The organism is Streptomyces sp. NPDC052682, assembly GCF_040678435.1.
Classification (GTDB): Bacteria; Actinomycetota; Actinomycetes; order Streptomycetales; family Streptomycetaceae; genus Streptomyces.
The window spans coordinates 129,949-154,638 of record NZ_JBFATS010000009.1 but is presented as its reverse complement, the minus strand read 5'-3'; the positions used below and the strand labels follow the sequence as shown (position 1 = coordinate 154,638).

General features: G+C 73.9%; 23 protein-coding genes. 8 read left to right on the top strand and 15 right to left on the bottom strand.

Annotated elements, in window-relative coordinates:
• Nucleotides 1-94 precede the first annotated feature (94 nt).
• The 3 genes from AB0K80_RS16425 to AB0K80_RS16415 all read right to left on the bottom strand — a co-directional run bounded on the left by AB0K80_RS16425 (nt 95) and on the right by AB0K80_RS16415 (nt 2,636).
• Entirely contained in the window at nt 95-1,318 is a 1,224-nt protein-coding gene (locus AB0K80_RS16425; RefSeq protein WP_365669979.1) for a GAF domain-containing protein, read from the bottom strand.
• Between the two features lie 196 nt (nt 1,319-1,514).
• A complete protein-coding gene (locus AB0K80_RS16420; protein ID WP_365669977.1) occupies nt 1,515-2,003 on the bottom strand; it encodes a hypothetical protein in 489 nt (162 codons plus the stop codon).
• Between the two features lie 240 nt (nt 2,004-2,243).
• Complete coding sequence (locus AB0K80_RS16415; RefSeq protein ID WP_365669975.1) at nt 2,244-2,636, bottom strand: DUF5997 family protein; 393 nt, start codon at nt 2,634-2,636, stop codon at nt 2,244-2,246.
• 148 nt (nt 2,637-2,784) lie between these two features.
• Between AB0K80_RS16415 and AB0K80_RS16410 the strand changes: the two genes are divergently transcribed.
• Nucleotides 2,785-3,495 carry a LysR family substrate-binding domain-containing protein gene (locus tag AB0K80_RS16410; RefSeq protein ID WP_365670293.1) on the top strand — a complete coding sequence of 237 codons (711 nt, stop codon included), beginning with the start codon at nt 2,785-2,787 and terminating at the stop codon, nt 3,493-3,495.
• 363 nt (nt 3,496-3,858) lie between these two features.
• On the opposite strand, the gene AB0K80_RS16405 is transcribed toward AB0K80_RS16410, so the two are convergent.
• The 3 genes from AB0K80_RS16405 to AB0K80_RS16395 all read right to left on the bottom strand — a co-directional run bounded on the left by AB0K80_RS16405 (nt 3,859) and on the right by AB0K80_RS16395 (nt 5,943).
• On the bottom strand, nt 3,859-4,623 hold the full coding sequence (locus tag AB0K80_RS16405; RefSeq protein WP_365669973.1) for a DUF4142 domain-containing protein: 765 nt from the start codon (nt 4,621-4,623) through the stop codon (nt 3,859-3,861).
• A gap of 137 nt (nt 4,624-4,760) precedes the next feature.
• The gene (locus AB0K80_RS16400) at nt 4,761-5,447 is read right to left on the bottom strand and encodes an HAD family phosphatase (protein ID WP_365669971.1); all 687 of its coding nucleotides are present in this window, start codon (nt 5,445-5,447) and stop codon (nt 4,761-4,763) included.
• Nucleotides 5,448-5,466: 19 nt separating this feature from the next.
• Nucleotides 5,467-5,943: an Lrp/AsnC family transcriptional regulator gene (locus AB0K80_RS16395; RefSeq protein ID WP_365669969.1), complete on the bottom strand. Its 477-nt coding sequence runs from the start codon at nt 5,941-5,943 to the stop codon at nt 5,467-5,469.
• A gap of 211 nt (nt 5,944-6,154) precedes the next feature.
• Here AB0K80_RS16395 and AB0K80_RS16390 point away from each other — a divergent pair, with 211 nt between their 5' ends.
• On the top strand, nt 6,155-7,651 hold the full coding sequence (locus AB0K80_RS16390) for an FUSC family protein (RefSeq protein ID WP_365669967.1): 1,497 nt from the start codon (nt 6,155-6,157) through the stop codon (nt 7,649-7,651).
• A gap of 75 nt (nt 7,652-7,726) precedes the next feature.
• Complete coding sequence (locus AB0K80_RS16385; protein ID WP_365669965.1) at nt 7,727-8,755, top strand: lactonase family protein; 1,029 nt, start codon at nt 7,727-7,729, stop codon at nt 8,753-8,755.
• Between the two features lie 108 nt (nt 8,756-8,863).
• Here the strand turns inward: AB0K80_RS16385 and AB0K80_RS16380 are convergent, their stop codons facing one another.
• From AB0K80_RS16380 to AB0K80_RS16370, 3 genes are all read right to left on the bottom strand, one after another.
• On the bottom strand, nt 8,864-9,787 hold the full coding sequence (locus tag AB0K80_RS16380; protein WP_365669963.1) for a hypothetical protein: 924 nt from the start codon (nt 9,785-9,787) through the stop codon (nt 8,864-8,866).
• 258 nt (nt 9,788-10,045) lie between these two features.
• Complete coding sequence (locus tag AB0K80_RS16375) at nt 10,046-10,723, bottom strand: uracil-DNA glycosylase (protein WP_365669961.1); 678 nt, start codon at nt 10,721-10,723, stop codon at nt 10,046-10,048.
• Nucleotides 10,724-10,804: 81 nt separating this feature from the next.
• A complete protein-coding gene (locus tag AB0K80_RS16370) occupies nt 10,805-11,893 on the bottom strand; it encodes an exo-alpha-sialidase (RefSeq protein ID WP_365670291.1) in 1,089 nt (362 codons plus the stop codon).
• A gap of 306 nt (nt 11,894-12,199) precedes the next feature.
• Here AB0K80_RS16370 and AB0K80_RS16365 point away from each other — a divergent pair, with 306 nt between their 5' ends.
• Nucleotides 12,200-12,784, top strand: coding sequence for a hypothetical protein (locus AB0K80_RS16365; RefSeq protein WP_365669959.1), 585 nt, complete (start codon nt 12,200-12,202; stop codon nt 12,782-12,784).
• A 141-nt stretch (nt 12,785-12,925) separates the two neighbouring features.
• Here the strand turns inward: AB0K80_RS16365 and AB0K80_RS16360 are convergent, their stop codons facing one another.
• Nucleotides 12,926-14,980, bottom strand: a complete 2,055-nt coding sequence (locus tag AB0K80_RS16360) for a HEAT repeat domain-containing protein (protein WP_365669957.1) — start codon at nt 14,978-14,980, stop codon at nt 12,926-12,928.
• A gap of 126 nt (nt 14,981-15,106) precedes the next feature.
• Nucleotides 15,107-16,777, bottom strand: coding sequence for an acyl-CoA dehydrogenase family protein (locus tag AB0K80_RS16355; protein WP_365669955.1), 1,671 nt, complete (start codon nt 16,775-16,777; stop codon nt 15,107-15,109).
• Nucleotides 16,778-16,851: 74 nt separating this feature from the next.
• On the opposite strand from AB0K80_RS16355, the gene AB0K80_RS16350 reads away from it, so the two are divergent.
• Nucleotides 16,852-17,613 carry a PaaX family transcriptional regulator C-terminal domain-containing protein gene (locus AB0K80_RS16350; protein ID WP_365669953.1) on the top strand — a complete coding sequence of 254 codons (762 nt, stop codon included), beginning with the start codon at nt 16,852-16,854 and terminating at the stop codon, nt 17,611-17,613.
• A gap of 100 nt (nt 17,614-17,713) precedes the next feature.
• Here the strand turns inward: AB0K80_RS16350 and AB0K80_RS16345 are convergent, their stop codons facing one another.
• The gene (locus AB0K80_RS16345) at nt 17,714-18,514 is read right to left on the bottom strand and encodes a pectate lyase (RefSeq protein WP_365669951.1); all 801 of its coding nucleotides are present in this window, start codon (nt 18,512-18,514) and stop codon (nt 17,714-17,716) included.
• Between the two features lie 383 nt (nt 18,515-18,897).
• On the opposite strand from AB0K80_RS16345, the gene AB0K80_RS16340 reads away from it, so the two are divergent.
• Nucleotides 18,898-20,202, top strand: coding sequence for a PHB depolymerase family esterase (locus tag AB0K80_RS16340; RefSeq protein ID WP_365669949.1), 1,305 nt, complete (start codon nt 18,898-18,900; stop codon nt 20,200-20,202).
• A 24-nt stretch (nt 20,203-20,226) separates the two neighbouring features.
• Here AB0K80_RS16340 and AB0K80_RS16335 read toward each other — a convergent pair whose 3' ends face one another.
• Nucleotides 20,227-21,306 (bottom strand): NADH:flavin oxidoreductase/NADH oxidase, encoded by a 1,080-nt coding sequence (locus AB0K80_RS16335; protein WP_365669947.1) that lies wholly within the window; start codon nt 21,304-21,306, stop codon nt 20,227-20,229.
• Between the two features lie 131 nt (nt 21,307-21,437).
• Between AB0K80_RS16335 and AB0K80_RS16330 the strand changes: the two genes are divergently transcribed.
• Complete coding sequence (locus AB0K80_RS16330; RefSeq protein ID WP_365669946.1) at nt 21,438-21,815, top strand: helix-turn-helix domain-containing protein; 378 nt, start codon at nt 21,438-21,440, stop codon at nt 21,813-21,815.
• 54 nt (nt 21,816-21,869) lie between these two features.
• Here the strand turns inward: AB0K80_RS16330 and AB0K80_RS16325 are convergent, their stop codons facing one another.
• Nucleotides 21,870-23,213: an FAD-dependent oxidoreductase gene (locus AB0K80_RS16325; protein WP_365669945.1), complete on the bottom strand. Its 1,344-nt coding sequence runs from the start codon at nt 23,211-23,213 to the stop codon at nt 21,870-21,872.
• Nucleotides 23,214-23,406: 193 nt separating this feature from the next.
• On the opposite strand from AB0K80_RS16325, the gene AB0K80_RS16320 reads away from it, so the two are divergent.
• Nucleotides 23,407-23,865, top strand: coding sequence for a DUF6214 family protein (locus tag AB0K80_RS16320; RefSeq protein WP_365670289.1), 459 nt, complete (start codon nt 23,407-23,409; stop codon nt 23,863-23,865).
• Nucleotides 23,866-23,938: 73 nt separating this feature from the next.
• Here AB0K80_RS16320 and AB0K80_RS16315 read toward each other — a convergent pair whose 3' ends face one another.
• Nucleotides 23,939-24,598, bottom strand: coding sequence for a DUF305 domain-containing protein (locus AB0K80_RS16315; RefSeq protein ID WP_365669942.1), 660 nt, complete (start codon nt 24,596-24,598; stop codon nt 23,939-23,941).
• Between the last annotated feature and the right edge of the window lie 92 nt (nt 24,599-24,690).

The following is a 24,690-nucleotide window of genomic DNA, read 5'->3' as shown; positions in this document are numbered from 1 at the left end:
CGCCCCGACGACCCACGCCGCCGGGACGCCGCCCACTGTGCGCCCCGAAGGTTGGCGCGAGGTTGGTGTCCTCAGCCGCGCCTGCGGCCGCCGCTCAGTCGCGCAGGGCCGCGGTCAGGCGGCCGGCCGCGAGCGCCCGCCGGGTGTCGCCCGCAGGGAGCAGACGCAGCGCGTGCTCGTGGACCTCCGCGTCGTACGGGACGCGTTCGCCGTACCGCAGGGCGTGGTCCGGGCGGGCACTGGCCAGCACCGCCTCGCGTACGGCCACCTCGAGGCGGATCCGCCACTCCTCGATGCCGGGGGCCGTGGAGCGGGGGAGCAGCGGCCCGCGGTACAGGCGCACCGCGGTCTCCGTGTCGCCGTGCTCCAGGGCGCCCAGTACGTCCGTCGCGTCGCAGGAGACGGGAGCGGTGAGCGCGTACCGGCGGTGCGCGACGTCGCCGCCGAGGGCGCGGCGAAGGTGGGAGATCTCCGCCTTGAACGTGGACGCCGTGACCGGGCGGTCGCCGTACAGCGCCTCGCGCAGGCGCTCGGGGGAGAAGCCCTCCGGTTCCAGGGCGAGCAGGGTCAGGATCTCCAGCTGACGGGGGCGCAGCGGCAGAGCAAGCCCACCGCGTACCGCCCGTCCGGCACCGAGACAGGTCAGCCGCACCCGGGCCGAGCGGGGCTGCCGCGCGGCGAGCCGGGTCTCGATGGCGGACACCAGGGTGCGCACCGTCGACATGGCCAAGGGGTGCGAGCGGTCCCAGGTGGTGGACAGGTCCAGCACGCCCAGCACCCGTCCGTCCGGGCTGTGGACGGGGGCGCAGTAGCAGACCCAGCCGTGCAGGGCCGTCACCAGGTGCTCGGCCGAGAACACCGAACTGGGGCGGCCGGTGCGCAGGGCGAGGGACAGCGCGTTGGTGCCCATGGCCTGCTCGTCCCACCGGCCGCCGGGCGCGAAGTTCACGCCCTCGGCCCGGCGGCGCATGGTCCGGCCGCCGCACGTCCACAGGATCGTGCCGGACTCGTCGGTGACCGCCGTGACGAACCCGGCGTCCTCGGCGATGCTGTGCAGCTCGTCGGCGAGGTCGGTGACCGGTCCCCGCAGCGGCGAGGACGTCCACCGGTGGCGCACCGAACCAGGGTCGGCGACCGGGGCACAGTCCCGGCCGGGGTCCACGCTGCTCAGCGAGCGCACCCAGGACTCCGTCACCTCCCGGCGCAGCGCCCGGCTGCCGGCCGGGGCCCCGCCCGGTGTCCTCAGCCGCGGCACCCAGCGGGACCACTCCCGCTCCAGCGCGGCCCTGCGCTGCCGCAGGTCGGTGGCCTGTGACATGTCCTCCCCTGTCGTCGCACGGGTCCGGGAGCACGGGTCCCACGGGGCGGCCGCCGCGGGCCGGCGCGGCTTCCCACGGACGTCGGTGCCGTCATTGTGGCCGACACCGGCGACCGGCCACCAGCACCAGGAGCCCACCGGACGCACCACCCGCCGGCTCCGCGCGGCCGGGTCCGCGCCGGGCCGGTTCAGCCGGTCACCACCAGCCCTGTCCCTTCTGCTCCGCGCTGACCGGGGCCAGGACCGCGAGCGCGCCGGTGGCCTCCCGCAGCGCGGCCTCCAGCACGCCCGGACTGTGCAGGCTCCCGGCCCCGTCGGGCGGCACCAGCCACTCCATGCGCCCGGCGGGCCGGTACGGCGGCGGTACGGCGATCCAGGCGCCCCGGCCCACGTGCCGCACCCCGCTGCCGACCCACTCGCTGACCGGGTCGGGCGGCAGGAAGAAACCGACCCGGCGGGCCGCGCAGTCCACCAGGGTCGGCCCGGGCACGTCGAGCGGGTTGCGCCAGAGGATGTCCAGGGCGAGCAGGCCCAGGCGTTCGGGAACCGACAGCACGTCCCAGAACCGTCCGGCCTCCAGCAGGACGGTGCCCGTGCCGTGCTCCCACTCGCGCTTGCACTCCTGGGGGTCCGTGGCGGCCGCGGCGAGCCACTCGACGGCTTGCTTCCACATGTTGTTCGGCATGGTCCACCCCAGGCGCGGTCGGCCGCGCCCGGTGGGGCGCGCTGCACAGCGCCAGCGGACCCGCGGAGCCTTCGCACCCGGGCCGCCGACGAGGCCATGCTGGTAGATGTTTCTACGCGCCGGAAGGGGTGGCGCGGTCTGGCGTTTGCGGCACGGGCGCGCGCGACCGCGCAGGCGCCGTCACCGGCGCGGGAGCGGCGGCTCGTACCCGGGTGTCACCATGTCGGACGGGGTCGCGATTCAGTCCTGGCGTGCGGCCCGCTCCGCGTTCCGCTGCCTGATCCGCGCCTCCTCCTTGCGGACCTCCGCCTGCGTGGCCTGCTCCCGCTGCAGCCACTCGGGGCGCTCCCGCTTGAGCGCCTCGATCTGCTCCGTGGTCAGCGGCTCCGTGACGCCGCCGCGCGCCAGACCCGCGATGGACACGCCCAGCTTCGCCGCGACCACCGGCCGGGGGTGCGGGCCGTTGCGCCGCAGCTCGCGCAGCCACTCGGGCGGGTCCGCCTGGAGCGCGTTCAGCTCGGCGCGCGAGACGACGCCCTCCCGGAACTCGGCGGGCGTGGCCTCGAGGTACACACCCAGCTTCTTCGCCGCCGTGGCGGGCTTCATGGTCTGGGTGCTCTGGTGCGACGTCATGGTGTCCAGGGTATCGAGCGTGTGCGCGACCCCCGACCACGGCCGGTAGCCTGGCCAGGTGACAGGCTCGCAAGCACCCCCGCCCCAGGAAGCGTCCCCGTCCCCGGAGCTGCCGCCCTCGTTCCGGCTGGCGTACGTCCCCGGGGTGATGCCCGACAAGTGGGTGCGCGTCTGGCACGAGCGGCTGCCCGACGTCCCGCTGACCCTGGCGCAGGTGCCCGCCGGGGAGGCGTGCGACCTGCTGCTCGGCGGTGGTGCGGACGTGGGCTTCGTCCGGCTGCCCGTCGACCGGACCGTGCTGAGCGCGATCCCCCTCTACACCGAGCGGACGGTCGTCGTCGTCCCGAAGGACCACCTGGTCACCGCGGTCGACGAGGTGTCCCTCGAGGACCTGTCCGACGAGATCGTGCTGCACCCCCTGGACGACGTCCTCGACTGGGAGCGGCTGCCCGGCCGGCCCGCCTTCGAACGCCCCGCCACGACAGGCGACGCGGTGGAGCTGGTCGCGGCGGGCATCGGCGTCCTCGCCGTCCCGCTCTCCCTGGCCCGCCTGCACCACCGCAAGGACCTCACGCACCGGCCGCTCCTCGGCGCCCCCGAGTCCAGCGTCGCCCTGGCCTGGCCGCAGGACGCGACGACGGACCTGGTGGAGGACTTCATCGGCATCGTCCGGGGCCGGACGGTCAACAGCACCCGGGGCCGGCGGCCGGCCCAGCAGGAGGAGAAGTCCGGCCGGGCGGCGACCGGCAAGCAGAACGGTGCGACCCCTCGGCGCGGCTCAGGCACGGCCGCTTCCCGGCGGGGCTCGGGCGGGGCGCCCAAGGGAGCGAAGCGCGGCAGACCACGGCGCCGGTCGTAACCGACGGCGCGTCGGCCGGGCGCCAGGGGGCCCCGGGCTGTATCGGTGGTCGGCCGTCCGGGGGCCGTGGCCCTGGGGTAACGGTGGTCGGCCGTCCAGGGGGCGAGGCCGGGGCGTCACCGCCGTCGGCCGTGCCGGGCCGTGGCCGTGGGGCGTAACGGCGGTCGGCCGTCCGCGGGGCGTGACCTTGAGACCTAACGGCCGTCGGCCGTCCGGAGGCCGAGGCACGGGGCGTCGGCGCTGTCGGCCATCCGGGGAGCAAAACTCCGGGGCGTAACAACTGCCGGCCGCCCGGGGCGGTAGCCCCGGGGCGTCACGGTCGGAGAGCCGGACGCCCCGGGGCACGGTACGGCGGCGGCGCGCTCAGCCGGCCGACGGTGCCGGCGCCGGTGCTCCGTAGGACGGGTTCGGCGCCACCGTCTGCAGGTCCTTCAAGTCCTCCGGAATCTCCAGGACCCGGACCGGCGAGCCCGGCTGCGGAGGCGGCGGGGTGGTCTGGTCCTGGGGCAGCTTCGGCGGGTTCACGATCTGGTTGGTGACCTGCTCGTGGTTGACCATGCCGGTCTTCTCCAGGATCGAGATGTGGTCGAGCACGGTGTCGTTGGTCTGGTCGGCGAGCTCCCGGACGAGGCTGTTCCTCGTGGTGGCCCGGATCTTGGCCACGGTCGGGAAGATCGAGCCGTGCGCGACCCGCATGATGCTCACGGCCGTGGAGTCGAACTCCTTGCCGGTGGTGCCCTCACCGGTGGCCACGAACTGCTGCTGCTGCGGTGACGGCTCGTTGGGCAGAACGATGCCCAGCTCCTGGGAGATCCGGCGGCAGGTCGCGTCGAGCCGGCCGTGCCCGACGATCAGGTGCTTGCCCGCCTCCTTCATTGCCGGCGTCGTGCCCTTCTGCAGCACCAGGTTCCCCAGCGGGTACTCCCACAGCCCGGCCGCGCGCACCCTCACCACGAAGTCGCGGTCCGCCTCGGTCAGCGGACCGTACTTGGTGTTGGCGATGATGCGGTCCTGGCTGGTCGACGCGTTCTGCACGCCCAGCATGCCGGGGTAGGCGAGAGCGGTGAGGGTGAGGATCATCGCACCGCCCACGAACGCGGTTCCAACCGTGCTGCGCGAGATGCGCATCGTGCCTCCTGGGATATGAACGGCCCAACACCAGGAGATACGGATCAGAACGGCGAGCCAATCACCGTTCGGGCAAGAAATTTCGCACACCTTCGCGGCACCGGGGCAACGCAGTCGGTGTGCACCGCCCTGCCGGGTCAGCCGCGCCGTATCAGCCAGTCGTACACACCCTGGGCCGTGAACTCCCGCTGCCCGTCCCGCAGCAGCAGATCCGCCGTGCCGAACTCCGGCGCGTCGGCCTGCTCGGCGACGTACGGCAGGGCGACGCAGCGCATGCCGGCCGCGTGCGCCGCGGCGGCGCCCGGGGCGGCGTCCTCCAGGACCACGCAGTCGGAGGGGGCCGCGCCGAGCCGGCGGGCCGCCTCCAGGAAGACGTCGGGGGCCGGCTTGCCGCGGGCCACCTCCTCGGACGACACGACCGTGCGCAGGTACGCGGCCAGACCCGTGCCCGCCAGGACCACCCCGATCGCCTCGGGGGAGGAGCCCGAGGCCACGGCCATCGGGACACCCTCCGCGGCCAGCAGCTCCACGAACCTGCGCATCTCGGGGTACACCGGCGTGTGGGCGCGGGCGAGTTCGAGGTAACGCCGGTACAGCTCGGCGAGCAGCTCCTGCGCCGGGACGCTCAGGCCGAAGCGCTCCTTCCACAGGACGGTCGCGTCCTGGTTGCTGATGCCCACATAACTCTCGTTGTCCGCCCAGGTGTAGTCGCGGACGCCGTGTGCGGCCAGGGTCTGCCGGGTCGCCTCGTAGTAGTTCGGCTCGCTGTCCACGAGCGTTCCGTCGAGATCGAAGATGACCGCCAGGCCGCTGAGATCGCTCATGCCGTCAGCATCTCAGAGGTCATCTGCGGGCCGACCGCCCGACCGACTCCACCAGCGGCAGCAGCCGGTACGGGACGCGCTCGCGCAGCGCCACCTCGGTGCGGGTGCGGACCACCCCGGGCAGGCTGATCAGCTTCTGGATCACGTCCTCCAGGTGCGCGTTGTCCCGTGCCACCACCCGGGTCAGCAGATCCCCGCCGCCCGTGATGGAGAAGGCCTCGACGATCTCGGGCACCGCGGCCAGCGCGTCACCCACCTCGTCGAGGTGGCCCTGGGTGACCTCGACGTGCACGAACGCCAGCACCGGGTGGCCGAGCGCGGCGGGGGAGAGGCTCGGCCCGGTGCCGGTGATGACCCCCTCGCGCTCCAGACGGTCCAGGCGGGCCTGGAGCGTGCCGCGCGCGATCCCGAGGATGCGGGCGTACTCGCGCACGCTGGTGCGCGGCTGCTCCAGCAGCAGCCGCAGGATGCGGGTGTCGAGCTCGTCCACGGCCATGACGCCCGGCCTCCTCGTCCGTTGGCTCTCCGGCGACCGCCCGACGGCGGCCGATGCTGTACCAATGGCCCAGTGTAGAAGGAGCCTGTTGAGCCAGTGGTGGCAGAGATGCTGATATAGGGCCGTCGATGGCGCTGCGGACCCCCGCGGCGCCTTTTTCATGCCAGGTCACGCCGGTGTCCTGCCGGTCGTACGAAGGGGGCGGTATTCCGTGCTGAAGAGGGTGTTCGTGGCTCCGGACCCGGGCCGGACGCGGCTGCGCTTCGCCGCGCGCGCCGTGCTCGGTGTCGGGCTGGCGGTCGTCGTGTGCGGCCTGGCCGGACACTCCCTCGCGGGCACCGTCACCGGCGGCCTCGCCGCACTGCTCGCCCTGTTCACCGTCACCGACGCCACCGTGCGCGGCCAGGCGGTCACCACCGCCCTGCTGCCCGCCCTCGGGCTGCCCGTGCTCGCCGCCGCCGCCGAACTGCACGACCATCCCGTGGCGCGCGACCTCACCTTCCTCGCCGTGGTCGGCGCGGGGGTGTACGCCCGCCGCTGGGGCCCGCGCGGGCACAGCCTCGGCGTGTTCGCCTTCATGACCTTCTTCGTGGCCCAGTTCCTGCACGCCACCCCCGGCCGGCTGCCCGAGCTGTACGCCGCCGTCCTGCTCTCCGTGCTCGGCGCCGCCGTGGTGCGCTTCGGCCTGTGGTGCTACGAGCGCCGCCTGCCCCCGGCTCCCGTGCTCGCCCCGCCCGGCGGCACCGGCCTGGCCCGGGTGACCACCCGCCAGGCGATCCAGGCCACCGCCGGCGCGGGCTTCGCCCTGGTCGTGGGCCAGCTGGTGTCCGGCCAGCGCTGGTACTGGGCCGTCGGCGCCACGTGGTGGATCTTCGTCAACACCACCTCGCGCGGCGAGACCCTGGTCCGCGGCTTCCGGCGGCTGCTCGGCACGGTCATCGGCATCGGCCTCGGCCTGCTCGTCGCCCTGCCCCTGCACGGCGCCCCCGTCCCGACCGCCGTCCTCACCGCCGTGTGCGTCTTCGGCATCTTCTACACGGCCGCCGTCTCCTACACCTGGATGATGCTCTGGGTGACCCTCCTGGCCGGGCTGCTGTACGGCCTGCTCGGCGTGCTCAGCCCGGGCCTGCTCGCCCTGCGGCTCACCGAGACCGGCGTCGGGGCGCTCGGTGCCGCCCTGGCCGTTCTCTTCGTGCTGCCCGTGACCACGCACAGCGTCACCGACGCCTGGATCCAGCGGGCCCTGCGCTGCGTCCACGCCTGCACCGCGGAGACCGCCGCGCGCCTGGCGGGCGACGCCGCCGCCGACCCCGCCCCGCGGGTGGCCGAACTGGAGCAGCTCCTCGGCCGGGTACGGCTCTCCGTCGCCCCCCTCGTGCACCCGCTCAACCCGATGCTCGGCCGTAAGCGCCGCGCCCGCCGGGTGCTGGACCTGCTGGACGACTGCGCCCGGGAGATCCGCGGCCTGGTCGCCGTCGCCGCCGACCCGGAGGCCTCCCACGACGCCCGGCTGGCGGCGGCCTGCTGGCGTGTGGAGGCGGCGGTCGAGGCGCTCACCGGCGACGGTCCCCGGAAGGTCGCCGTCACGCCCGCCGAACCGTCGGTGACGGAACCCGTCCTGGCCCATCTGCACGGGCTGGAGCGGGCCCTGGCCGAGCTCGCCCAGCCGCTGCGCACGCCGTCCCGTTCCCCGCTGGCCAACGCGTAACCCGCGAGACCTGCCCTTGGTCTAGACCTCTCTGTTACCGTCGCCCTCGACGGCGGCTACGAGAGGGGACCAGCGGTGGCACACGGGAACGGACAGCGGGCGTTCATCGGGTCGTTCACGGCGGCCGGCGGCCCCGGCATCGTGACGGCGGCCGTGGCCCCCGCAAGCGGCGCGCTGACCCTCCTGAGCACCGTGAACGGCCTCCCCGACCCGTCGTACCTGGCCCTGTCACCCGACGGCGCCACGCTGTACGCCGTCAGCGAGACGGCCCAGGGCGCGGTGGCCGCGTACCGGGTGACCGGGGACACACCGGAGCCGGCCGGACCGCCGGTGCCGGTCGGCGGCAGCGGGCCGACGCACCTGAGCGTCTTCGCCGGTCACGTCCTGACCGCCGACTACGGCTCCGGCAGCGTCACCGCCGTCCCCGTCCGGCCCGACGGCACCCTCGCCCCCGCGCCCTCCAGCGTGCTCCGGCACACCGGCTCCGGCCCGTACGCCCCGCGCCAGCAGGGCCCGCACACCCACCAGGTGCAGCCGGACCCGACCGGGCGCTGGGCCGTCAGCGTCGACCTCGGCACCGACTCGGTGCGGGTGTGCGCCCTGACCGACGGCGTCCTGCGGCCGCACCGCGAGAGCGCGCTGCGCCCCGGCTCCGGCCCACGCCACCTGGCCTTCCACCCGGACGGGCGGCACGCGTACGTCGTCAACGAACTCGCCCCCACCGTCACCGTCTGCCGCTGGAACGCCGCCGCCGGCGCGCTGGAGCCGCTCACCGAGACCCCCGTGCTGCCCGGCGCCCCGGCCGGCGACGCCTATCCCTCGGGCATCGTCGTCTCGCCCGACGGCCGCTTCGTGTGGACCGCGACCCGCGGTGAGGACGTGCTGTCCGTGTTCGCCGTCGAGGAGGAGGCGCTGCGCCTGGTCACGACGGTGCCCTGCGGGGGCCGGTGGCCGCGCGCCCTCACCGGCTGGAACGGCTTCCTGTACGCCGCGAACGAGCGCTCGGGCGAGGTCACCTGGTTCGCCGTCGACCCCGACACGGGCGTCCCGCACCTCGGCGGCTCCCTCGCGGTGCCGTCGGCGTCCTGCGTGGTGATCGGCTGAGGCCGGTCCTCGACCGGCCGCAGACACCGGACGTACGACGCAGGGGCCCGCCTCCCTCTCGGGAAGCGAGCCCCTGCGTCCGTCCGTACGTGCGTGCGGTGCTCCGTGTCAGCGGGCCGGAGCGCCCTGCGGCTGCTGCGGGGCGATGCCCAGCGCGGTCGTGTACTTGGCCAGGGCGAGCTTGCCGATCGCCGGGTACGGGCCGAGCGCCTCCGAAGCGGGGCAGCCCGCCTCCTTGGCGGCCTCCTCGATCAGGCTCGCGTCGATCTCCGGGCCGATCAGGTACGGCGCCAGCGCCAGCTGCTGCGAGCCCGAGGAGCGCAGCTGCTCGGCCACCGAGGCGATCGAGCCCTCCTGGTCCAGGGCCGCCGCCATCACCGGCACGGCCAGGCGCGCGGCGAGCAGCATGCCGGTGATGCCGGCCGCCTGCACGGCCTCGTCACCGCCGACGGAGGCGAGGATGATGCCGTCCGCGGCCGTCGCCACGGTGAACAGCCGGGCGCGGTCGGCGCGCGCCAGCCCGGCCTCCGACAGACGCACGTGCAGCGCCTCGGCGAGCAGCGGGTGCGGGCCGAGCACATCGGTCAGCTCGGCGGCGACCCGGCTGTCCATCACGGCCTGGCGGACCTGGCGCAGCAGCGCGCTGTCCGGCCCGGCCAGCAGGGGCACGACGACGGCTACGGGGCCGTCGGGCTCCTTGACGTCCATCCCGGCGGCCCGCGCCTGCTCGTAGCGGGCGGTGCGCTCCTGGGCGGCGTGCGCGAGCACGGACTGCAGCGAGGAGAACTCGGCGTCGTCCCCGTCGAGGTACCCGATCCGCGCGTCGAGACCGGGCAGCTCGGAACGGGCGATGCTCACGACCTCCTCGGCGAGGCCGCGGGTGGCGCTACTGGGCGTGCCCGGCACGGCGAGGACGAGCGCGGGCGCGCCCTCGGGAGCCACCAGGGGTTCGGGACGGCGGTGCCGTCCGGGCTGGCGGGGGCGCGGCATTCGTACTGGCAGGCCGGACGCGGGCCCAGTGGGGGAGCTCATGGCGCCGCATGTTACTGGCTTCTTGGGCTCCCCTGTTCGGGGAGGGTGCAGGTGAGCGGAATCCGTCCGGTTTTGTCTGATGAGTCCTGCGCGGATCGGGTGACGAGATGGTGACGTACGACTCAAAGCCGATCCCTGTGCGAACCGTCCGGGGACACCGCACGGCGGTCGACCTGTCCCGGATGTCCGGGATTCAACCTCACGGGGAGGGGAGCCCACGCGGTGACGTCCCGTCACCCTCCCAAGGCACCGCCCCGGTCACGGCAGGCGCCAGTCCACGGGCTGGCCCCCCTGACGGATCAGCAGGTCGTTGGCGCGGCTGAAGGGGCGGGAGCCGAAGAAGCCGCGGTCCGCGGACATGGGGGAGGGGTGCGCGGACTCCACGGCGGGCAGGTCGCCGAGCAGCGGACGCAGGTTGCGGGCGTCACGGCCCCACAGGATCGACACCAGCGGCTTGCCGCGCCCGGCCAAGGCCCGGATGGCCTGCTCGGTGACCTCCTCCCAGCCCTTGCCCCGGTGGGCGCCGGGCTTGCGCGGGGCGGTGGTGAGCGCCCTGTTGAGCAGCAGCACGCCCTGCTCGGTCCAAGGGGTGAGGTCACCGGTGGACGGCTGGGGCACCCCCAGGTCGCTGGTCAGCTCCCGGAAGATGTTGATGAGGCTGCCCGGCAGCGGCCGCACGTCGGGCGCGACCGAGAACGACAGCCCCACCGCGTGCCCCGGGGTGGGGTAGGGGTCCTGGCCGACGATCAGGACGCGGACCTCGTCGAAGGGCTGCTGGAAGGCGCGCAGGACGTGCGGTCCGGCCGGGAGATAGGTGCGTCCCGCGGCGATCTCCGCGCGCAGGAAGTCGCCCATCGCGGCGATCCGTCCGGCCACCGGTTCCAGGGCTTTCGCCCAGCCCGCTTCGACGATCTCATGCAAGGGTCGTGGTGCCACGGGCGTCACCCTACTGCCGTACGGGCAGCGGAGATCAACCGGTGGCCAAGACCCTGACCGCGTCCGCTCCTTGGGCCCGGCTCAGCCGACGACCGCCGCCCGCACGCACAGCACGTCCGGCAGATGCGACGCCAACTGCCGCCAGGTGTCGCCGTCGTCGTCCGAGGCGTACACCTCGCCGTTGCGGTTGCCGAAGTAGACGCCCGCCGGGTCGGCGTCGTCGGTGCACATCGCGTCGCGCAGCACCGTGCCGTAGTGGTCGTCGTGCGGCAGCCCCGCCGTCAGCGGCTCCCAGCTCTTGCCCGCGTCCGAGGTACGGAAGACCCGGCAGCGGCGGTCGGCCGGCACCCGGTCCGAGTCGGCGTTGATCGGGAAGACGTACGCCGTGTCCCCGCGGTGCGGATGGGCGGCCACCGCGAAACCGAACGTGGACGGCAGGCCCGCGCCGATGTCGGTCCACTGCGCGCCCGCGTCGTCGCTGCGGTAGACCCCCCAGTGATTCTGCAGGTACAGCCGGTCAGGGGTGGCCGCGTCCCGCGCGACCTTGTGGACGCACTGGCCGAACTCCGGGTTCGGGTCCGGCAGGAACACCGCCGAGACACCGGAGTTGGAGGGGGCCCAGGTCGCACCGCCGTCGGTGGTGCGGAACACTCCGGCGGTCGACACGGCGACCGTCACGGCCTGCGGGTCCCGCCGGTCGGTGAGCACGGTGTGCAGCCCCTCACCGCCGCCGCCCGGCATCCACTGCGACCGCGTCGGGTGCTCCCACAGCGGCCGGACCAGTTCGAAGGACTCCCCGCGGTCCTCGGAGCGGTACAGCGCGGCCGGTTCCGTACCCGCGTACACCACGTCCGGCTCCGCGGCGGCGGGGTGCAGCTGCCACACCCGTTCCAGCGACGCACCGGTGTCCTGCGGGAACTTCACGGCCGGCCGGGCCGGTTCCGTCCAGGTCCGGCCGAGGTCGTCGGAGTGGAACACGGACGGGCCCCAGTGCGCGCTGTCGCCGCCGGCCAGCAGGCGCGGGGTGGTGCCGCGGGTGTCGAGGGCGACCGAATACACCGCCTGAGCGTTGAAGTACGGGCTCTCGTCCCACTCCCAGCCGCCACCCCCTCGCCGGCGCCCGATGAACAGGCCTTTGCGGGTCCCCACGGCGAGCAGTACCTCGGTCATGCCGATCACCTCCGCGGCGTCCTCGTCGACGCCTTCGTCCAGACACCGGCCAGTCTGCACCCCGCCACTGACAGTCACCCCCCGAGCGTGCCGCGTCGCAGGTCAGGGCGGTGTGGCGGGCCGGGGACCGGGGATCCCGGCCGGGCCCCGGGGCCGATGCGCGGCCTGTTTCGCGAAGACGCCCGCACGGGTGCGGGGAGCGTGGCACCGTCGGGTCGAAGGGCAGGTGCCGTGAGCATCGAAGGGCCGTCGTGCGTATGGGAGGGCGGTCCGGGACGGTGAGCGCTCATGAGGAGGAAGCCTTCGATGGCGTTGCGTGGTCCGAAGGTGTGGCTGTGGCGGTGGCGGCGCAACCCGCTCAAGCGCCGCGCCGACAGGGTGGAGGCCTGGGTGGTGCTCGGGGCCTGGGCGCTCACCGTCCTCGCCGGGGTGTTCGCCGGGACCGCGGTGAGCGGGGCGGTGGAGCAGGAACTGGCCAGGGAGCGCGCCGAGTGGCACCCGGTGGCGGCCCGGCTCACCGAGCACGCGCCGGGCACGGCCGCGCAGACCGCCCAGCGCTCCGGTGCCGGGCAGGTGTGGGCCGAGGCCCGGTGGACCGCAGCGGACGGCTCCCGGCACTCGGGCCAGGTCCGGGTCCGCGCCGGCAGCGCGGCGGGCACCCCGGTCACCGTGTGGACCGACCTGGACGGCCGCCTGGTGACCGAGCCGCCCAGCGCGTCCCAGGCCCGTCTGCGGGCCGCCCTGATCGGTGCGCTCACCGGCGCACTCGCCGCCGCCGCACCCTTCGCCACGGGCCGCGCGGTACGCGCCCGCCTGGAACGCCGCCGCATGGACCAGTGGGACACCGAGTGGGCCCGCTTCGGCCCGCAGTGGGGACGGACACTGGGGTGACGACGGGCTGTGAAGACGCCGGTGGGAGCCGGGCAGGCGCGCCCCCGGCACCAGCCCGCCCCCGTCCGGCCCCGTCACCAGCCTGGCGCCCCCCGCGCCAACCTGCCTTCGCCCGCCCCCGGCGTCAGCCCGACCCCCGGCCTACCCCCGCGCCAGCCCTTCCCTGCACAGCCGCACCAGCCGCTCGTCCTCGTGGATGTGGGGAATGTCCAGTCCGTCCGGGCCCGCCTGGTGGCGCCGGGGCGTCGCGAGCTCCGCGGCGAGCAGGTCGTGCACAGGCCCGGCCGAGGCGCTCATCGCCGCGGCGCACGTGGCGATCGGAAGGCGGATGTGGACGTTCTGCGACCAGGCGAAGCGCAGCGTCGCAAGAACGTGCCCCGGCTCCCCGGTGATGCGCCACACCGCGCACGCGGCCGCCGCCCGCTCCCACACGCCCAGCGTGTCGGGGGCCTCCGTCCGGCCGGCCATGCGGAGCAGCCCGGGCAGTGCGGGCCCGGCCGCGGGGCCCAGTCCGCCCAGCGCCTCGGCGGCCCGCCGGCGACGGAACGTGTCCTCGTGCGCCGCCTCCCGGAGCAGGACGGGCAGGGCGGCCTCCGGGTCCTGCTCGATCACCGCCAGCGCCTCGGCCGCCGGCCCGGCGTACTCGGTGTCCAGCAGCCCCCGCACGACCGGTGCCGCCTCGCGAGCTCCGGTCCCCAGCGCGCGAAGGGTGGCCAGCGCCTGCACCACGGTGGCGTCGGAGCGCCGCACCCCCTCGGCTGGGCCCTGCAGCAGCCGCAGCACGGTCGGGACGGACTCGGTGTCGCCCAGCGCGGCCAGCGCCGACAGCAGGGGCACGGCCCCGTCCTGCGTCCCGGAGGAGTCGAGCGCGATCTCCGCGAGCCTGCGCCGCAGCGCCGGGGCGAGCGGGGTGGCGGCCCGTCCCAGGTGGGGGACCACGTACCCCAGGTCGTAGGGCACGGCCGGACCGGCCAGGATCTGGCCGAGGACCGGTACCGCGCGGGCGTCTCCCGTCCTGGCCAGCGCCTTGAGCGGGTCACCCAGTGTCGGTGCCCCGTGCTCCCAGCGGTGTGTCCAGCCCTCGGGGCGGCCGGACACCAGCGCGTGCAGGTCGTCGGCGGCGGGTGCGGCCAGCTCGAACAGCTCGGACAGGACGAACGCCGCCGCTTCGCGCAACCGGTCCTCGGGCGCGGCCAGTTGGGCGCCGATCAGGGCGACGGGCTCGGCGTAGTCCGCCCGCCACTCGCGGAACAGGCCCGCCGACATCCACACCGCGTTGCACCGGTCCAGCGGGTCCGGGCAGCGCAACTGCCCGCACAGCAGGGCGATCCGGTCGCCCACCCGGTCGTCCAGCGCCTGGTGCAGGGTGCGCAGCAGACGCGAGCCCTCCTCGTCGGACGGGCGCAGCAGCCGCAGCCGGCCGATGAGCGTGTCCGTGACGAACGGCTGCTCCGTCGCGTCCGGTTCGCCGCGGCGCTCCTGCGCCCTGGCCCGCAACAGGCCCACGGCCGTCGGCACCAGATCCGCCGGAAGCCGCTCGGGCGCGTGGCTCGCGAGCTGACCCAGCGCGGCGAGCCGCAGTGCCGGGCCGTACGGCGGTGCGCTCCGCTCCGTCAGGAGGTCCAGCGCCTCGGCGGCCTGCCGGGGATGCCGCCGTGCGAACAGGCCCAGGCCCTCGGTCAGGGCGAGCTGCACCCTCTCGTCCCGCTCCCGCGCGATCCGCTGCCGCACCAGGCCGAGCACGCGCGCCGGTTCGTCGAGGAACCGCACGAGCGCGTCCACCGCCGTCCGCCGTACGTCGGCGTCCGCGTCCTGCGTGAGCCGGGCGAACACCTCTCCGCCCGCCCGGACCGCGGCACGGGCGCGCGCGGTGAGCGAGCCGGCCTCACCCCCGGCGTCCGCCTGCCCCGACTCCCCGTCGTGCTCACCGCCGATGCTCACCAGGAGCTCCACGATGCCCGCCCGGTCCTGGACCTCCTCGCGGGCGACGAGGTCGAGCAGGAACGGAACACAGGCGAGCGTCGCGTCGTACACGTCTCCTTGGTGGTGCACGGCGCCGTACATCCCGTCGAGCGCGGTCTCCCGCTCGGCGGGGTCGGCGGAGGCCAGTCCCCGCAGCAACCCGGGCACGTCCTTCGCGCTGCCGTACGCATGCCGCAGCGAGGCCCAGTCCACCTCGTCGATCCCCGTAAGCACGTCGTCCTCCCCAGCTCAGTGCCGTCTGACCCGGAGTCTGCACCACGGCACTGACAACGCGGCCGCTGGCGGCCGTGACAGGAGGCGGCGGTGCGCGAACCGTGCGGCTCCTGGCCGGAAGACGCCTCAGTGCCCGCCGGGCAGCGCGCGGTCCAGCACGGCGCCGCGGTCGGCCGCGTCGGGCAGCGTGCCGAACGCGTGCCCCCAGTCGCCGCCGAGCCGGGTCGCGCAGAACGCGTCGGCGACCGCCGCCGGGGCGTACCGGACCAGCAGGGAGGCCTGCAGGACCAGCGCCATCAGCTCCACCAGCCGGCGCGCCCCCGCCTCGGAGCCCTCCGCCAGCCCGCCCCTGAGCCGCGCCACGGCCGCGTCCAGCCGGGCGTCCGCCCCCCGCGCGAGGGCGAGTTCGGCGAACAGTGCCTCCACGACCTGTGGCTCGCGGTGCAACGCCCGCAGCACGTCCAGGGCGTTGACGTTCCCCGAGCCCTCCCAGATCGACAGCAGGGGAGCCTCCCGGTAGTGGCGCGGCATGCCCGACTCCTCGACATAGCCGTTGCCGCCCAGGCACTCCAGGGCCTCGGCGGTGAAGGCCGGGCCCCGCTTGGTGACCCAGTACTTGCCGACGGCGGTGGCGATCCGGCGGAACGCGGCCTCCCCGGCGTCCCCGCGCACCGCGCGGTCGGCGGCGCCGGCCAGCCGCAGCGTGAGGGTCGTGGCGGCCTCCGACTCCAGGGCCAGATCGGCCAGGACGTTGCGCATCAGCGGCTGGTCGATCAGCCGCGCCCCGAACGCGCTGCGGTGCCGTGCGTGGTGACCCGCCTCCACGAGGGTCTTGCGCATCAGCGCGGCCGACATCATCACGCAGTCCAGGCGCGTGCAGTTGACCATCTCGATGATGGTCTTGACGCCCTTGCCCTCCGGGCCGACCAGCCAGGCCACGGTGGCGTCGAACTCGGGCTCGCAGGACGCGTTGGAGCGGTTGCCCAGTTTGTCCTTCAGCCGCTGGATGCGGAAGGTGTTGCGGGTGCCGTCGGGCAGGACGCGCGGCACCAGGAAGCACGACAGCCCGCCCGGGGCCTGCGCCAGCACCAGGAACACGTCGCACATCGGCGCCGAGGTGAACCACTTGTGCCCGCGCAGCGTGTACACGCCGGGCTCGGCGGTGGGCGTGGCCGTGGTGGTGTTCGTGCGCACATCGGAGCCGCCCTGCTTCTCGGTCATCCCCATGCCCGCCAGCAGACCGCGCTTCTCGGCCGGCACCCGCAGGCCCGGCTCGTACACCCGGCTGGTCAGCAGCGGTTCGTAGACCGTGGCGAGGTCCGGCTGCCGGCGCAGCGCGGGCACGGCGGCGTACGTCATGGACGTCGGGCAGCCGTGTCCGGCGTCGGTGTGGCCCCACACCAGGCCGCCGGCGGTCCGGGCGACATGGGCGCCGGGCCGGTCGTCCGCCCACGGGGCGGCGGCCAGCCCCTCGGCCACGGCCGTGCGCATCAGGTGGTGCCAGCTCGGGTGGAAGTCGACCTCGTCGATGCGGTGGCCGTACCGGTCGTGGGTGCGCAGCACCGGCTCGTGGCGGTTGGCCTGCTCGGCCCACTCCTGCGCCTGGACGCTGCCGGACAGCCGCCCGAGCCGCCGCAGGTCCTCCTCGGCCCACCCGGCGCCCTCCCGCCGCAGCCCCTCCAGCAGGGCCGGGTCGTCGCAGGCGTCGTACGGGGCCAGCGGAGGGGGCTGGTTGGTGACCTGGTGCGTGGCGGGTGCGCCGTACCCCTGCTGCTCGTCCATGCGTGTCGGGACCATACCCCGAGTGTTGCACTACCGCTGCGGCCGCAGCAATCGTGCAACACGAGGTTCGCCGCGTACAGTACGGGGCCATGCGGACCCATGCGGCGGCCCACCACCCCGGCGACCTGGACCTGCGGCCGCTGTCGGCACGGTCGGTCGTGCTGAGTCTGCTGCTCGGCGCGCATCCCCCCGAGCTGCCGGTGAAGGAGCTCGTGCGGCTCGTGGAGGGCTTCGGCGTCGGCGGGTCCACCCTGCGGGCGGCGCTCAGCCGGATGGTCGCGGCCGGTGATCTGCGGCGCACCGGCACCGGCTACCGGCTCAGCGCACGGCTGCTGGAGCGCCAGCGGCGCCAGGACGAGGCGGTGCGCCCGCGCACGCGCGCGTGGGACGGCGACTGGGAGATGGTGGTGATCACCGCGACCGGACGCGGCCCCGCCGAACGCGCCGAGCTGCGCACCCACCTCGCGGCACTCCGGCTCGCCGAACTGCGCGAAGGCGTCTGGCTGCGCCCGGCCAACCTGCGCCGCACGCTCCCCGCCGGCCTCGACGAGGTGGCCCAGCACTACACGGCCCGCCCCGCACAGCCCGGGCGGCGGCTCGCCGCCACCCTGTGGCCCCTGGAGGACTGGGCGAGCACGGCCCGGGCGCTGCTCGCCCACCTGGCCCGCGCCCACGGCCCCGCCGAGCGCCTCACCGCCTTCGCGGCCGTCGTACGGCATCTGCTCGCCGACCCCGTCCTGCCCCTGGACCTGCTGCCCGGCGACTGGCCGGGCGCCGCGCTGCGCGCCGCGTACACGGACTACCAGCGGGAGCTGACCGGGGAGGTACGCGCACGCGTGCGCGGGAGCTGAACGACGCGGCGGCCGTGCGAAGCGCCGTGGGGGGAGCGCTTCGTACGGCCGCGTTCACCGTGGAGGGTTACGGGGGGCGCCTCCGGCAGGTGCCTGCGGGCTACTTGTAGACGAGGTCCGAGGAGGAGTACTTGCAGTAGGTCCCGTCAGGCCCGCTGCCGTTCGTGGTCGGCTCCTTGCCGGTGTTGTTGCCGATGTACTTCTGGCACGGCACGATCTTCTTGCTCGTGTCACCGATGATGGTGATGTTGCGCAAGGTGGCCGAGTCGCCGTAGTTGGTGTTGATCCCGACGAGCTTGTTGCCCTTCCAGTTCACCTCGATGGTGTTCAGGTTGATCGTCCGCTTGTACTGCGTCTTGCAGTTGCCGCACGAGCGGACGAAGGTCCCGAAGTTCTTCACGGCGAAGTTCGAGACGTTGAGCGTCCCGGCGCCGTTGAACTGGAACACCTTGTCGCTGGCCTCCTTCGCGCCGCCACCGGAGATGGTGTAGACGCTGGAGGAGGACGTGCCCTTGAACGTGGCGGCGTCCTCGCCGACGTCCTCCCACCACACGTTCTGCAGCGTGCAGCTGCCCTTGCAGTGGATGCCGTCGGCCGCCGGGGCGCCGATGATGACGTTCTTGAGGACCGCGCCGTCGGCGAGCTCGAGGATCGGGCCCTGGTCCTCGTCCTGGCTGCCGGAGCCGAGCGCCCCGGTACCGTACAGGCGCTTCATCCCGTAGTCCTTGGTGCCGGAGACCGGGATGGTGGCGGAGACGCCCTGGCTGCCGTTCGGGGTCGGCCAGGTGGCGGCCTCCGCGGCACCACTCATGGTCATGATCATGCCAACCGAAAGACCGAGGGAGGCCAGTGCCCCGGTCAGCGCGCGCCCGCGGGGGCGGGGGCGTGATGCAGAAGTCATGTTGTTTCCTTCTGTCTCAGTGGGGGGTTGGTGCCGCGGGGAGCACTCGCGTCGGGGTGCGTCGCGCTCGTGTACGTGGGGGGAGAGCGCGCATGCGGGTGCGTCCCTTCGGGAGCCCTTACTCGTGCATCTATGTGATCGACGGACGTGTTTCTGAACCCAATGCGTGACCGTAGTGGACCTTTCAGGCCCTGTACCGCTTGAGCCGGTCACGTCGCTGAACGTGGACGGTAGGGGGCAAGCGCTTTCTAGTCAACGGTTCGCGTAGGACACATTCGGCCGGCCATGAAAAGCCACAGGGGTGTGGGAGCGCTTCCATGAGCGGCATGCCCATGTCATCATGTGCCGCCTCGGACGCTTCCTTTTCCTGAGAGGGCGGGTCGATGAGGACTCCGCGTACGCGTACGTTCACCGGCGGGCTGGTGTTCATGGTCCTGGCCGCGCTGCTGCCGCTGCTCGCGATCGGGGGACCGGCCGCGGCGGCCCCTTCCCGGGCCGGTGCGGCCCCGACCGCGACGCTCAGAGAGGTCACGAACTTCGGGACGAATCCCAGCAATCTCCAGATGTACCTGTACGTGCCGGACCACGTCGCCGCGCACCCGGCGGTCGTGGTGGCCGTGCACTACTGCACCGGTTCCGGTCCGGCGATGTACAACAACACCGAGTACGCCTCGCTGGCGGACCGCTACGGGTTCATCGTCGTCTACCCCTCGGTGACCCGCGCGAGCAAGTGCTTCGACGTCTCCTCGCCGCAGGCGCTGCGCCGCGGCGGTGGCAGCGACCCGGTCGGCATCAAGTCGATGGTCGACTGGGTGGTGCGCACCTACGACGCCGACACCGGCCGCATCTTCGCCACCGGCATCTCCTCCGGCGCGATGATGACCAACGTCCTGCTCGGCGTCTACCCCGACGTGTTCGCGGCGGGCGCCGCCTTCGCGGGCGTCCCGTTCGGCTGCTTCGCCACCACCGACGGCTCCGAGTGGAACAGCGCCTGCGCGAACGGCACCGTGATCCGCACCCCGCAGCAGTGGGGCGACCTGGTCCGCGGCGCCTACCCCGGCTACACCGGCCCCCGGCCGCGGATGCAGCTGTGGCACGGCACCGAGGACGACGTGCTGCGCTACCCCAACTTCGGCGAGATGATCAAGCAGTGGACGAACGTGCACGGGGTGAGCCAGACCCCGGCCGCCACCGACTCGCCCCAGTCCGGCTGGACCCGCACCCGCTACGGCGGCACCGGTGACCGCGCCCCGGTCGAGGCGATCAGCCTCCGGGGCGTCGGCCACAACGTGTACGCGAACGGCATGGCCGCCCGGGTGCTCACCTTCTTCGGGCTGGACTCCTCGGGCCCCACGCCCCCGCCCCGGCCGGGCGCCTGCAAGGTGACGGTGAGCACCAACGCCTGGAACACCGGCCTGACGGCCTCCCTGACCGTCACCAACACCGGCACCACGACGATCAACGGCTGGAAGCTCGGCTTCACCCTGCCGGCGGGCCAGACCGTCACGGGCGGCTGGGGCGCCACGTACACGCCGTCGTCCGGTGCGGTGACCGCGACGAACGTCTCGTACAACGGCACGATCGCGCCGGGGGCGAGCGTGGGCCTCGGGTATCAGGCGAGCCACGGCGGCAACAGCTCGACGCCGACGTCCTTCACGCTCAACGGGACGGTGTGCGCGGCCGGTTGACACCTCCCGGGCCGCCGGCCCGGCTCACACCGACCGGTGGTACTGATCCGGAACCCGGACCTCCGCACCGAGCTCCCGGGCCGCGAGCCGGGCCCAGGACGGATTGCGCAGCAGTTCGCGGCCGAGCAGGACGGCGTCCGCCTCGCCGTTGGCGAGGATCTTCTCCGCCTGCTCGGTCTCGGTGATCAGCCCCACCGCGGCGACCGGCAGGGCCGTCTCCGCCTTCACCCGGGCCGCGAAGGGCACCTGGTAGCCGGGGTGGGTGGGGATGCGGACGCCGGAGGCGTTGCCCCCGGTGGAGACGTCGAGCAGGTCGACGCCGTGGGCCTTGAGGTCGGCGGCGAAACGGACGGTGTCGTCCGGGCTCCAGCCGCCCTCCTCCAGCCACTCCGTGGCCGAGATGCGGAAGAACAGCGGCTTGTCCTGCGGCCACACCTCCCGTACGGCGTCGACCACTTCGAGGGCGAAACGGGTGCGGTTCTCGTACGAGCCGCCGTAGGCGTCGGTGCGGTGGTTGGAGTACGGCGAGAGGAACTCGTTGATCAGATAGCCGTGGGCGCCGTGGATCTCGGCGATCTCGAAGCCGGCGGCGAGCGCGCGGCGGGCCGCGGCGGCGAACTGTCCGACGATCTGCTGTATCTGTGTCTCCGTCAGCTCGGTGGGCACCGGGTGCCGTTCGTCGAACGCGAGCGGGCTCGGCGCCACCGGCTGCCAGCCGTGTGCCTCGGGGCCGACCGGCGCACCGCCCTTCCAGGGCCGGTCGGTCGACGCCTTGCGGCCGGCGTGGGCGAGCTGGATCGCCGGGACCGTGCCCTGGCCGGCCAGGAAGCGGGTGATGCGGCGGAACGCCTCCACCTGAGTGTCGTTCCAGAGGCCCAGGTCGTACGGCGAGATCCGGCCCTCCGGCGACACGGCCGTGGCCTCGACGATGATCAGCCCCGTGCCGCCCGTCGCGCGGGCGGCGTAGTGCGCGAAGTGCCAGTCGTGCGGGGCGCCGGCGTCCGGGCCCTCCGGCGCGGCCGAGTACTGGCACATCGGGGGCATCCACACCCGGTTCGGGATCGTCACCCCACGCAGGGTGAAGGGCTCGAACAGCGCGCTCACGGCGGACTCCATTCGTCACGGGACCGGTGGTCGGGTAGTACGGTACGCATCGTAGTACGGAGGTTGTCAAACTACGATGGCTATCGAACCAATGGTTCGAGGTTCCTCGTACAATGGGAGCTCCCGGACGAATGTGGAGCCCCGCCGTGACGACCGCCGCCCCGACCCCCACCGGCCGCGACCTGCCGCACCCGGCGCGCGAGGACATCCGGCTGGAGGAGGTCCTGCACGCGCTCTCCGATCCCATGCGGCTGCGGATCGTGTGCGAGCTCGCCGCCGCGAGCGGCGAGCTGAGCTGTTCGCAGTTCGAGCTGCCGGTCACCAAGTCCACCACCACGCACCACTTCCGGGTGCTGCGCGAGAGCGGGGTGATCCGGCAGATCTACCGCGGCACGGCCAAGATGAACGGCCTGCGCCGGGACGACCTGGACGGCCTCTTCCCGGGACTCCTCGACGCCCTCCTCGCCGCCGCCGACCGGCAGGCCGCCCGCACCACCGGCACGGCCTGAGCCCGGTGCCGGGGACGGGGCGTCCGGTCCGTCCGCCGTCAGGCGGCCCGCCGCCTAACGGGCGCCGCCGTACGCGGCGTTCATGAGGGACTCCCAGTCGGGGAGCTTCACCACACCCCGGCCCAGCGACGCCCCGAGCTCCGCCTCGGCCCGTTCGATCGCCTGCCAGCCGGACCACTCGACCGGCCTCACCCCCTGGGCGCGCAGCACTGTGAGCGGGTCCTCGGGGATCTCCCGGCGCTCCAGGACGGGGGCGTCCTCCAGCAGGGACAGCACCGTCTCCTTCGCGCACGGCCGGTTCGTGCCGATGACGCCCGTCGGGCCCCGTTTGATCCAGCCCGCCACGTACTCGCCCGGGGTCACCACGCCCTCGCGCAGCACACGCCCGGCCAGGTTCGGCACGGTGCCGGTGGCCGCGTCGAACGGCAGCCCCTCCAGCGGCACCCCGCGGTAGCCCACCGAGCGCAGCACCAGCTGGGCCTCGATGTCCTCGAACCGTCCGGTGCCTGTCACGCCGCCGTGCCCGTCCGGCGCCGTCCGCTCGAACCGCACGGCCGCGACGCGCCCCTGGCCGGCGAGCAGTTCGACGGGGCGCAGGAAGAACCGCAGCCGGATCCGCCGCGGGGTGTCCCGGGGGGCGGCCTCGGCCCAGCCGCGCAGCACCTCGACGTTGCGGCGCTGCGCGGCCGGCAGCGCGGAGGGCTCCAGGTACGCCGGGTCCAGCGCCAGCTCCGCCGGGTCGACCAGGACGCCGGTGTCCGGCAGGGTGCCCAGCTCGCGCAGCTCCTTGGTGGTGAAACGGGCCTGCGACGGGCCGCGCCGGCCCACCATGTGGATGTCGGCCACCTGGCTGGCGCTGAGCGCGGACAGGGCTGCCTGCGGCATGTCGGTGGGGCTGAGCTCTGCCGGACCGCGGGCCAGCATCCGGGTGACGTCCACGGCGACATTGCCCACGCCGATGACCACGGCCGACCGCGCACCGCTCAGGAAACCGTCGTCGACGGCGTCGGGGTGCGCGCTGTACCAGGACACGAACTCGGTCGCCGACCAGCTGCCCGGCAGATCCTCGCCGGGGATCCCCAGGTGCCGGTCGGTGGCGGCGCCCACGCAGTACACCACCGCGTGGTACAGCTCCCTCAGCCGGGCTGCGGGAACCCCGCCCGGGCCGACCTGGACGCCGCCGAGGAAACGCACCCGGTCGTGCTCCAGGACGGTGCGCAGGCTGCTCTGCAGCGACTTGATCTTCTCGTGGTCCGGTGCCACGCCGTAGCGGACCAGGCCGTACGGGCACGGCAGCCGGTCCAGGACGTCGACGCGCACCTCGGAGTCCTGCTGGACCAGGCTCTGGGCGGTGTAGCACCCGCTCGGCCCGGAACCCACGACGGCGACACGCAGCACGGCGGAACTCCTCGGTCCTCAGGAGGTCGCTGATGTCTCCAGCATCGCACCGCCACAGCTCCGCTGACAGGGTGCTGTGCGCCGGACGGTCATGCGTGTCCGTTCGTATGGAATGTGATGATGCGGTTACGTTCCGTGTGTGCTAGAAGCAACTTTCCTTCATCTGTCGGATCGCTCTCCGGCCGACGGGTCGGTGTCCGTACGGGCCGCCTGGCAGGTGAGGGAGGGCCGGAACACGGCGCGGTGGTTCGAGGTGCGGCTGGCCTTCCCGGACGGCGCCCGGGTCGACGCGCTGGCCGTGGAGTACGGGGGAAGCGTCTGCGTGGAGGACGTCCGGGCGGAACCCGCCCTGTCCCTGGACGACCTGGCGGTGCTCGCCGAGTGGCTCGAGGGTCCGCTGGGCGAGGCCTGCGGCGCGGGCGCCGGACCAGGTGCCGAAGGCGGCGGAGCGCGCCGGGCCCGGCCGGACTGGCCGCGCGGCGCGGAGGGGCGGCTGCTGGCGGCACGGGAGTACCGCGCGGCCCAGGAACAGGGCGCGGACCCCGTTCTTGCGGTGATGCACGCGACCGGTCACAGCCGTCGCAAGGCCCTCAGGCTGATCGGCCAGGCGCGTGACGCGGGCTTCCTGACCCCCCGCCGCGCCCGCCGCTGAGGCGCCCGCCGGGGCGGGGTGGGGGTCCCCGGCGTCCTGGCCGGCATCGAACTGACACCGGCCGCGAAAGCCCCTACAGCATGTCCCGCATCCGGGTGATCTCGCTGGTCTGCTGGGCGATCACCTCGTCGGCCATCTCCTCGATCTGGATGTTGTTGCCCTGCGCCTTCACGTCCGTGGCCATGGTGATCGCCCCCTCGTGATGCGTGATCATGAGGGTGAGGAAGAGCTGGTCGAAGGCCTTCCCGTGCGCCGCGCGGAGCTTCTTCAGCTGGGCCTCGCTCGCCATGCCGGGCATCGCGGCGTGGTCGTGCCCGTGCCCCTCGGCCTTCTCGCTCTTCCCGTGCGCCTTCAACCAGCCCTTCATCGCGTCGATCTCGGGCCGCTGAGCGGCCGTGATCCGCTGGGCCAGCCGCTTGACCGGCGCGGACGCCGCACGCCCCGGGGCCAGTTCGGTCATCTCCAGGGCCTGCGCGTGGTGCTCGATCATCATCCGCGCGTACGAGACGTCCGCCGAGTTGGGGGAGTCGTCCTGGGCGCGCCGCTCGGAGGCCTCCTGCGGGGACAGGGTGCGGTTCTCCTCGCCGGGCTTACCGGGGGCGATGACCGAAGGCCCGCTCCGCCCGGCGGACCCGGTGTCCGAGCCGGAGTCGCAGGCCCCAAGTCCCAGCAGGGCGAGGGCGGTCAGCCCGCTGGCGACGAGGGGCGCGCGTGACGCACGGCGGAAGAGCACAACGACCTCCTGTGGCAGGCGGGTTGAGGAAAACACCTCGTGGGTGTGGGGGAAGTCCTAGCACGCTTCCGGGCGTTGCCGATCCGAAAACT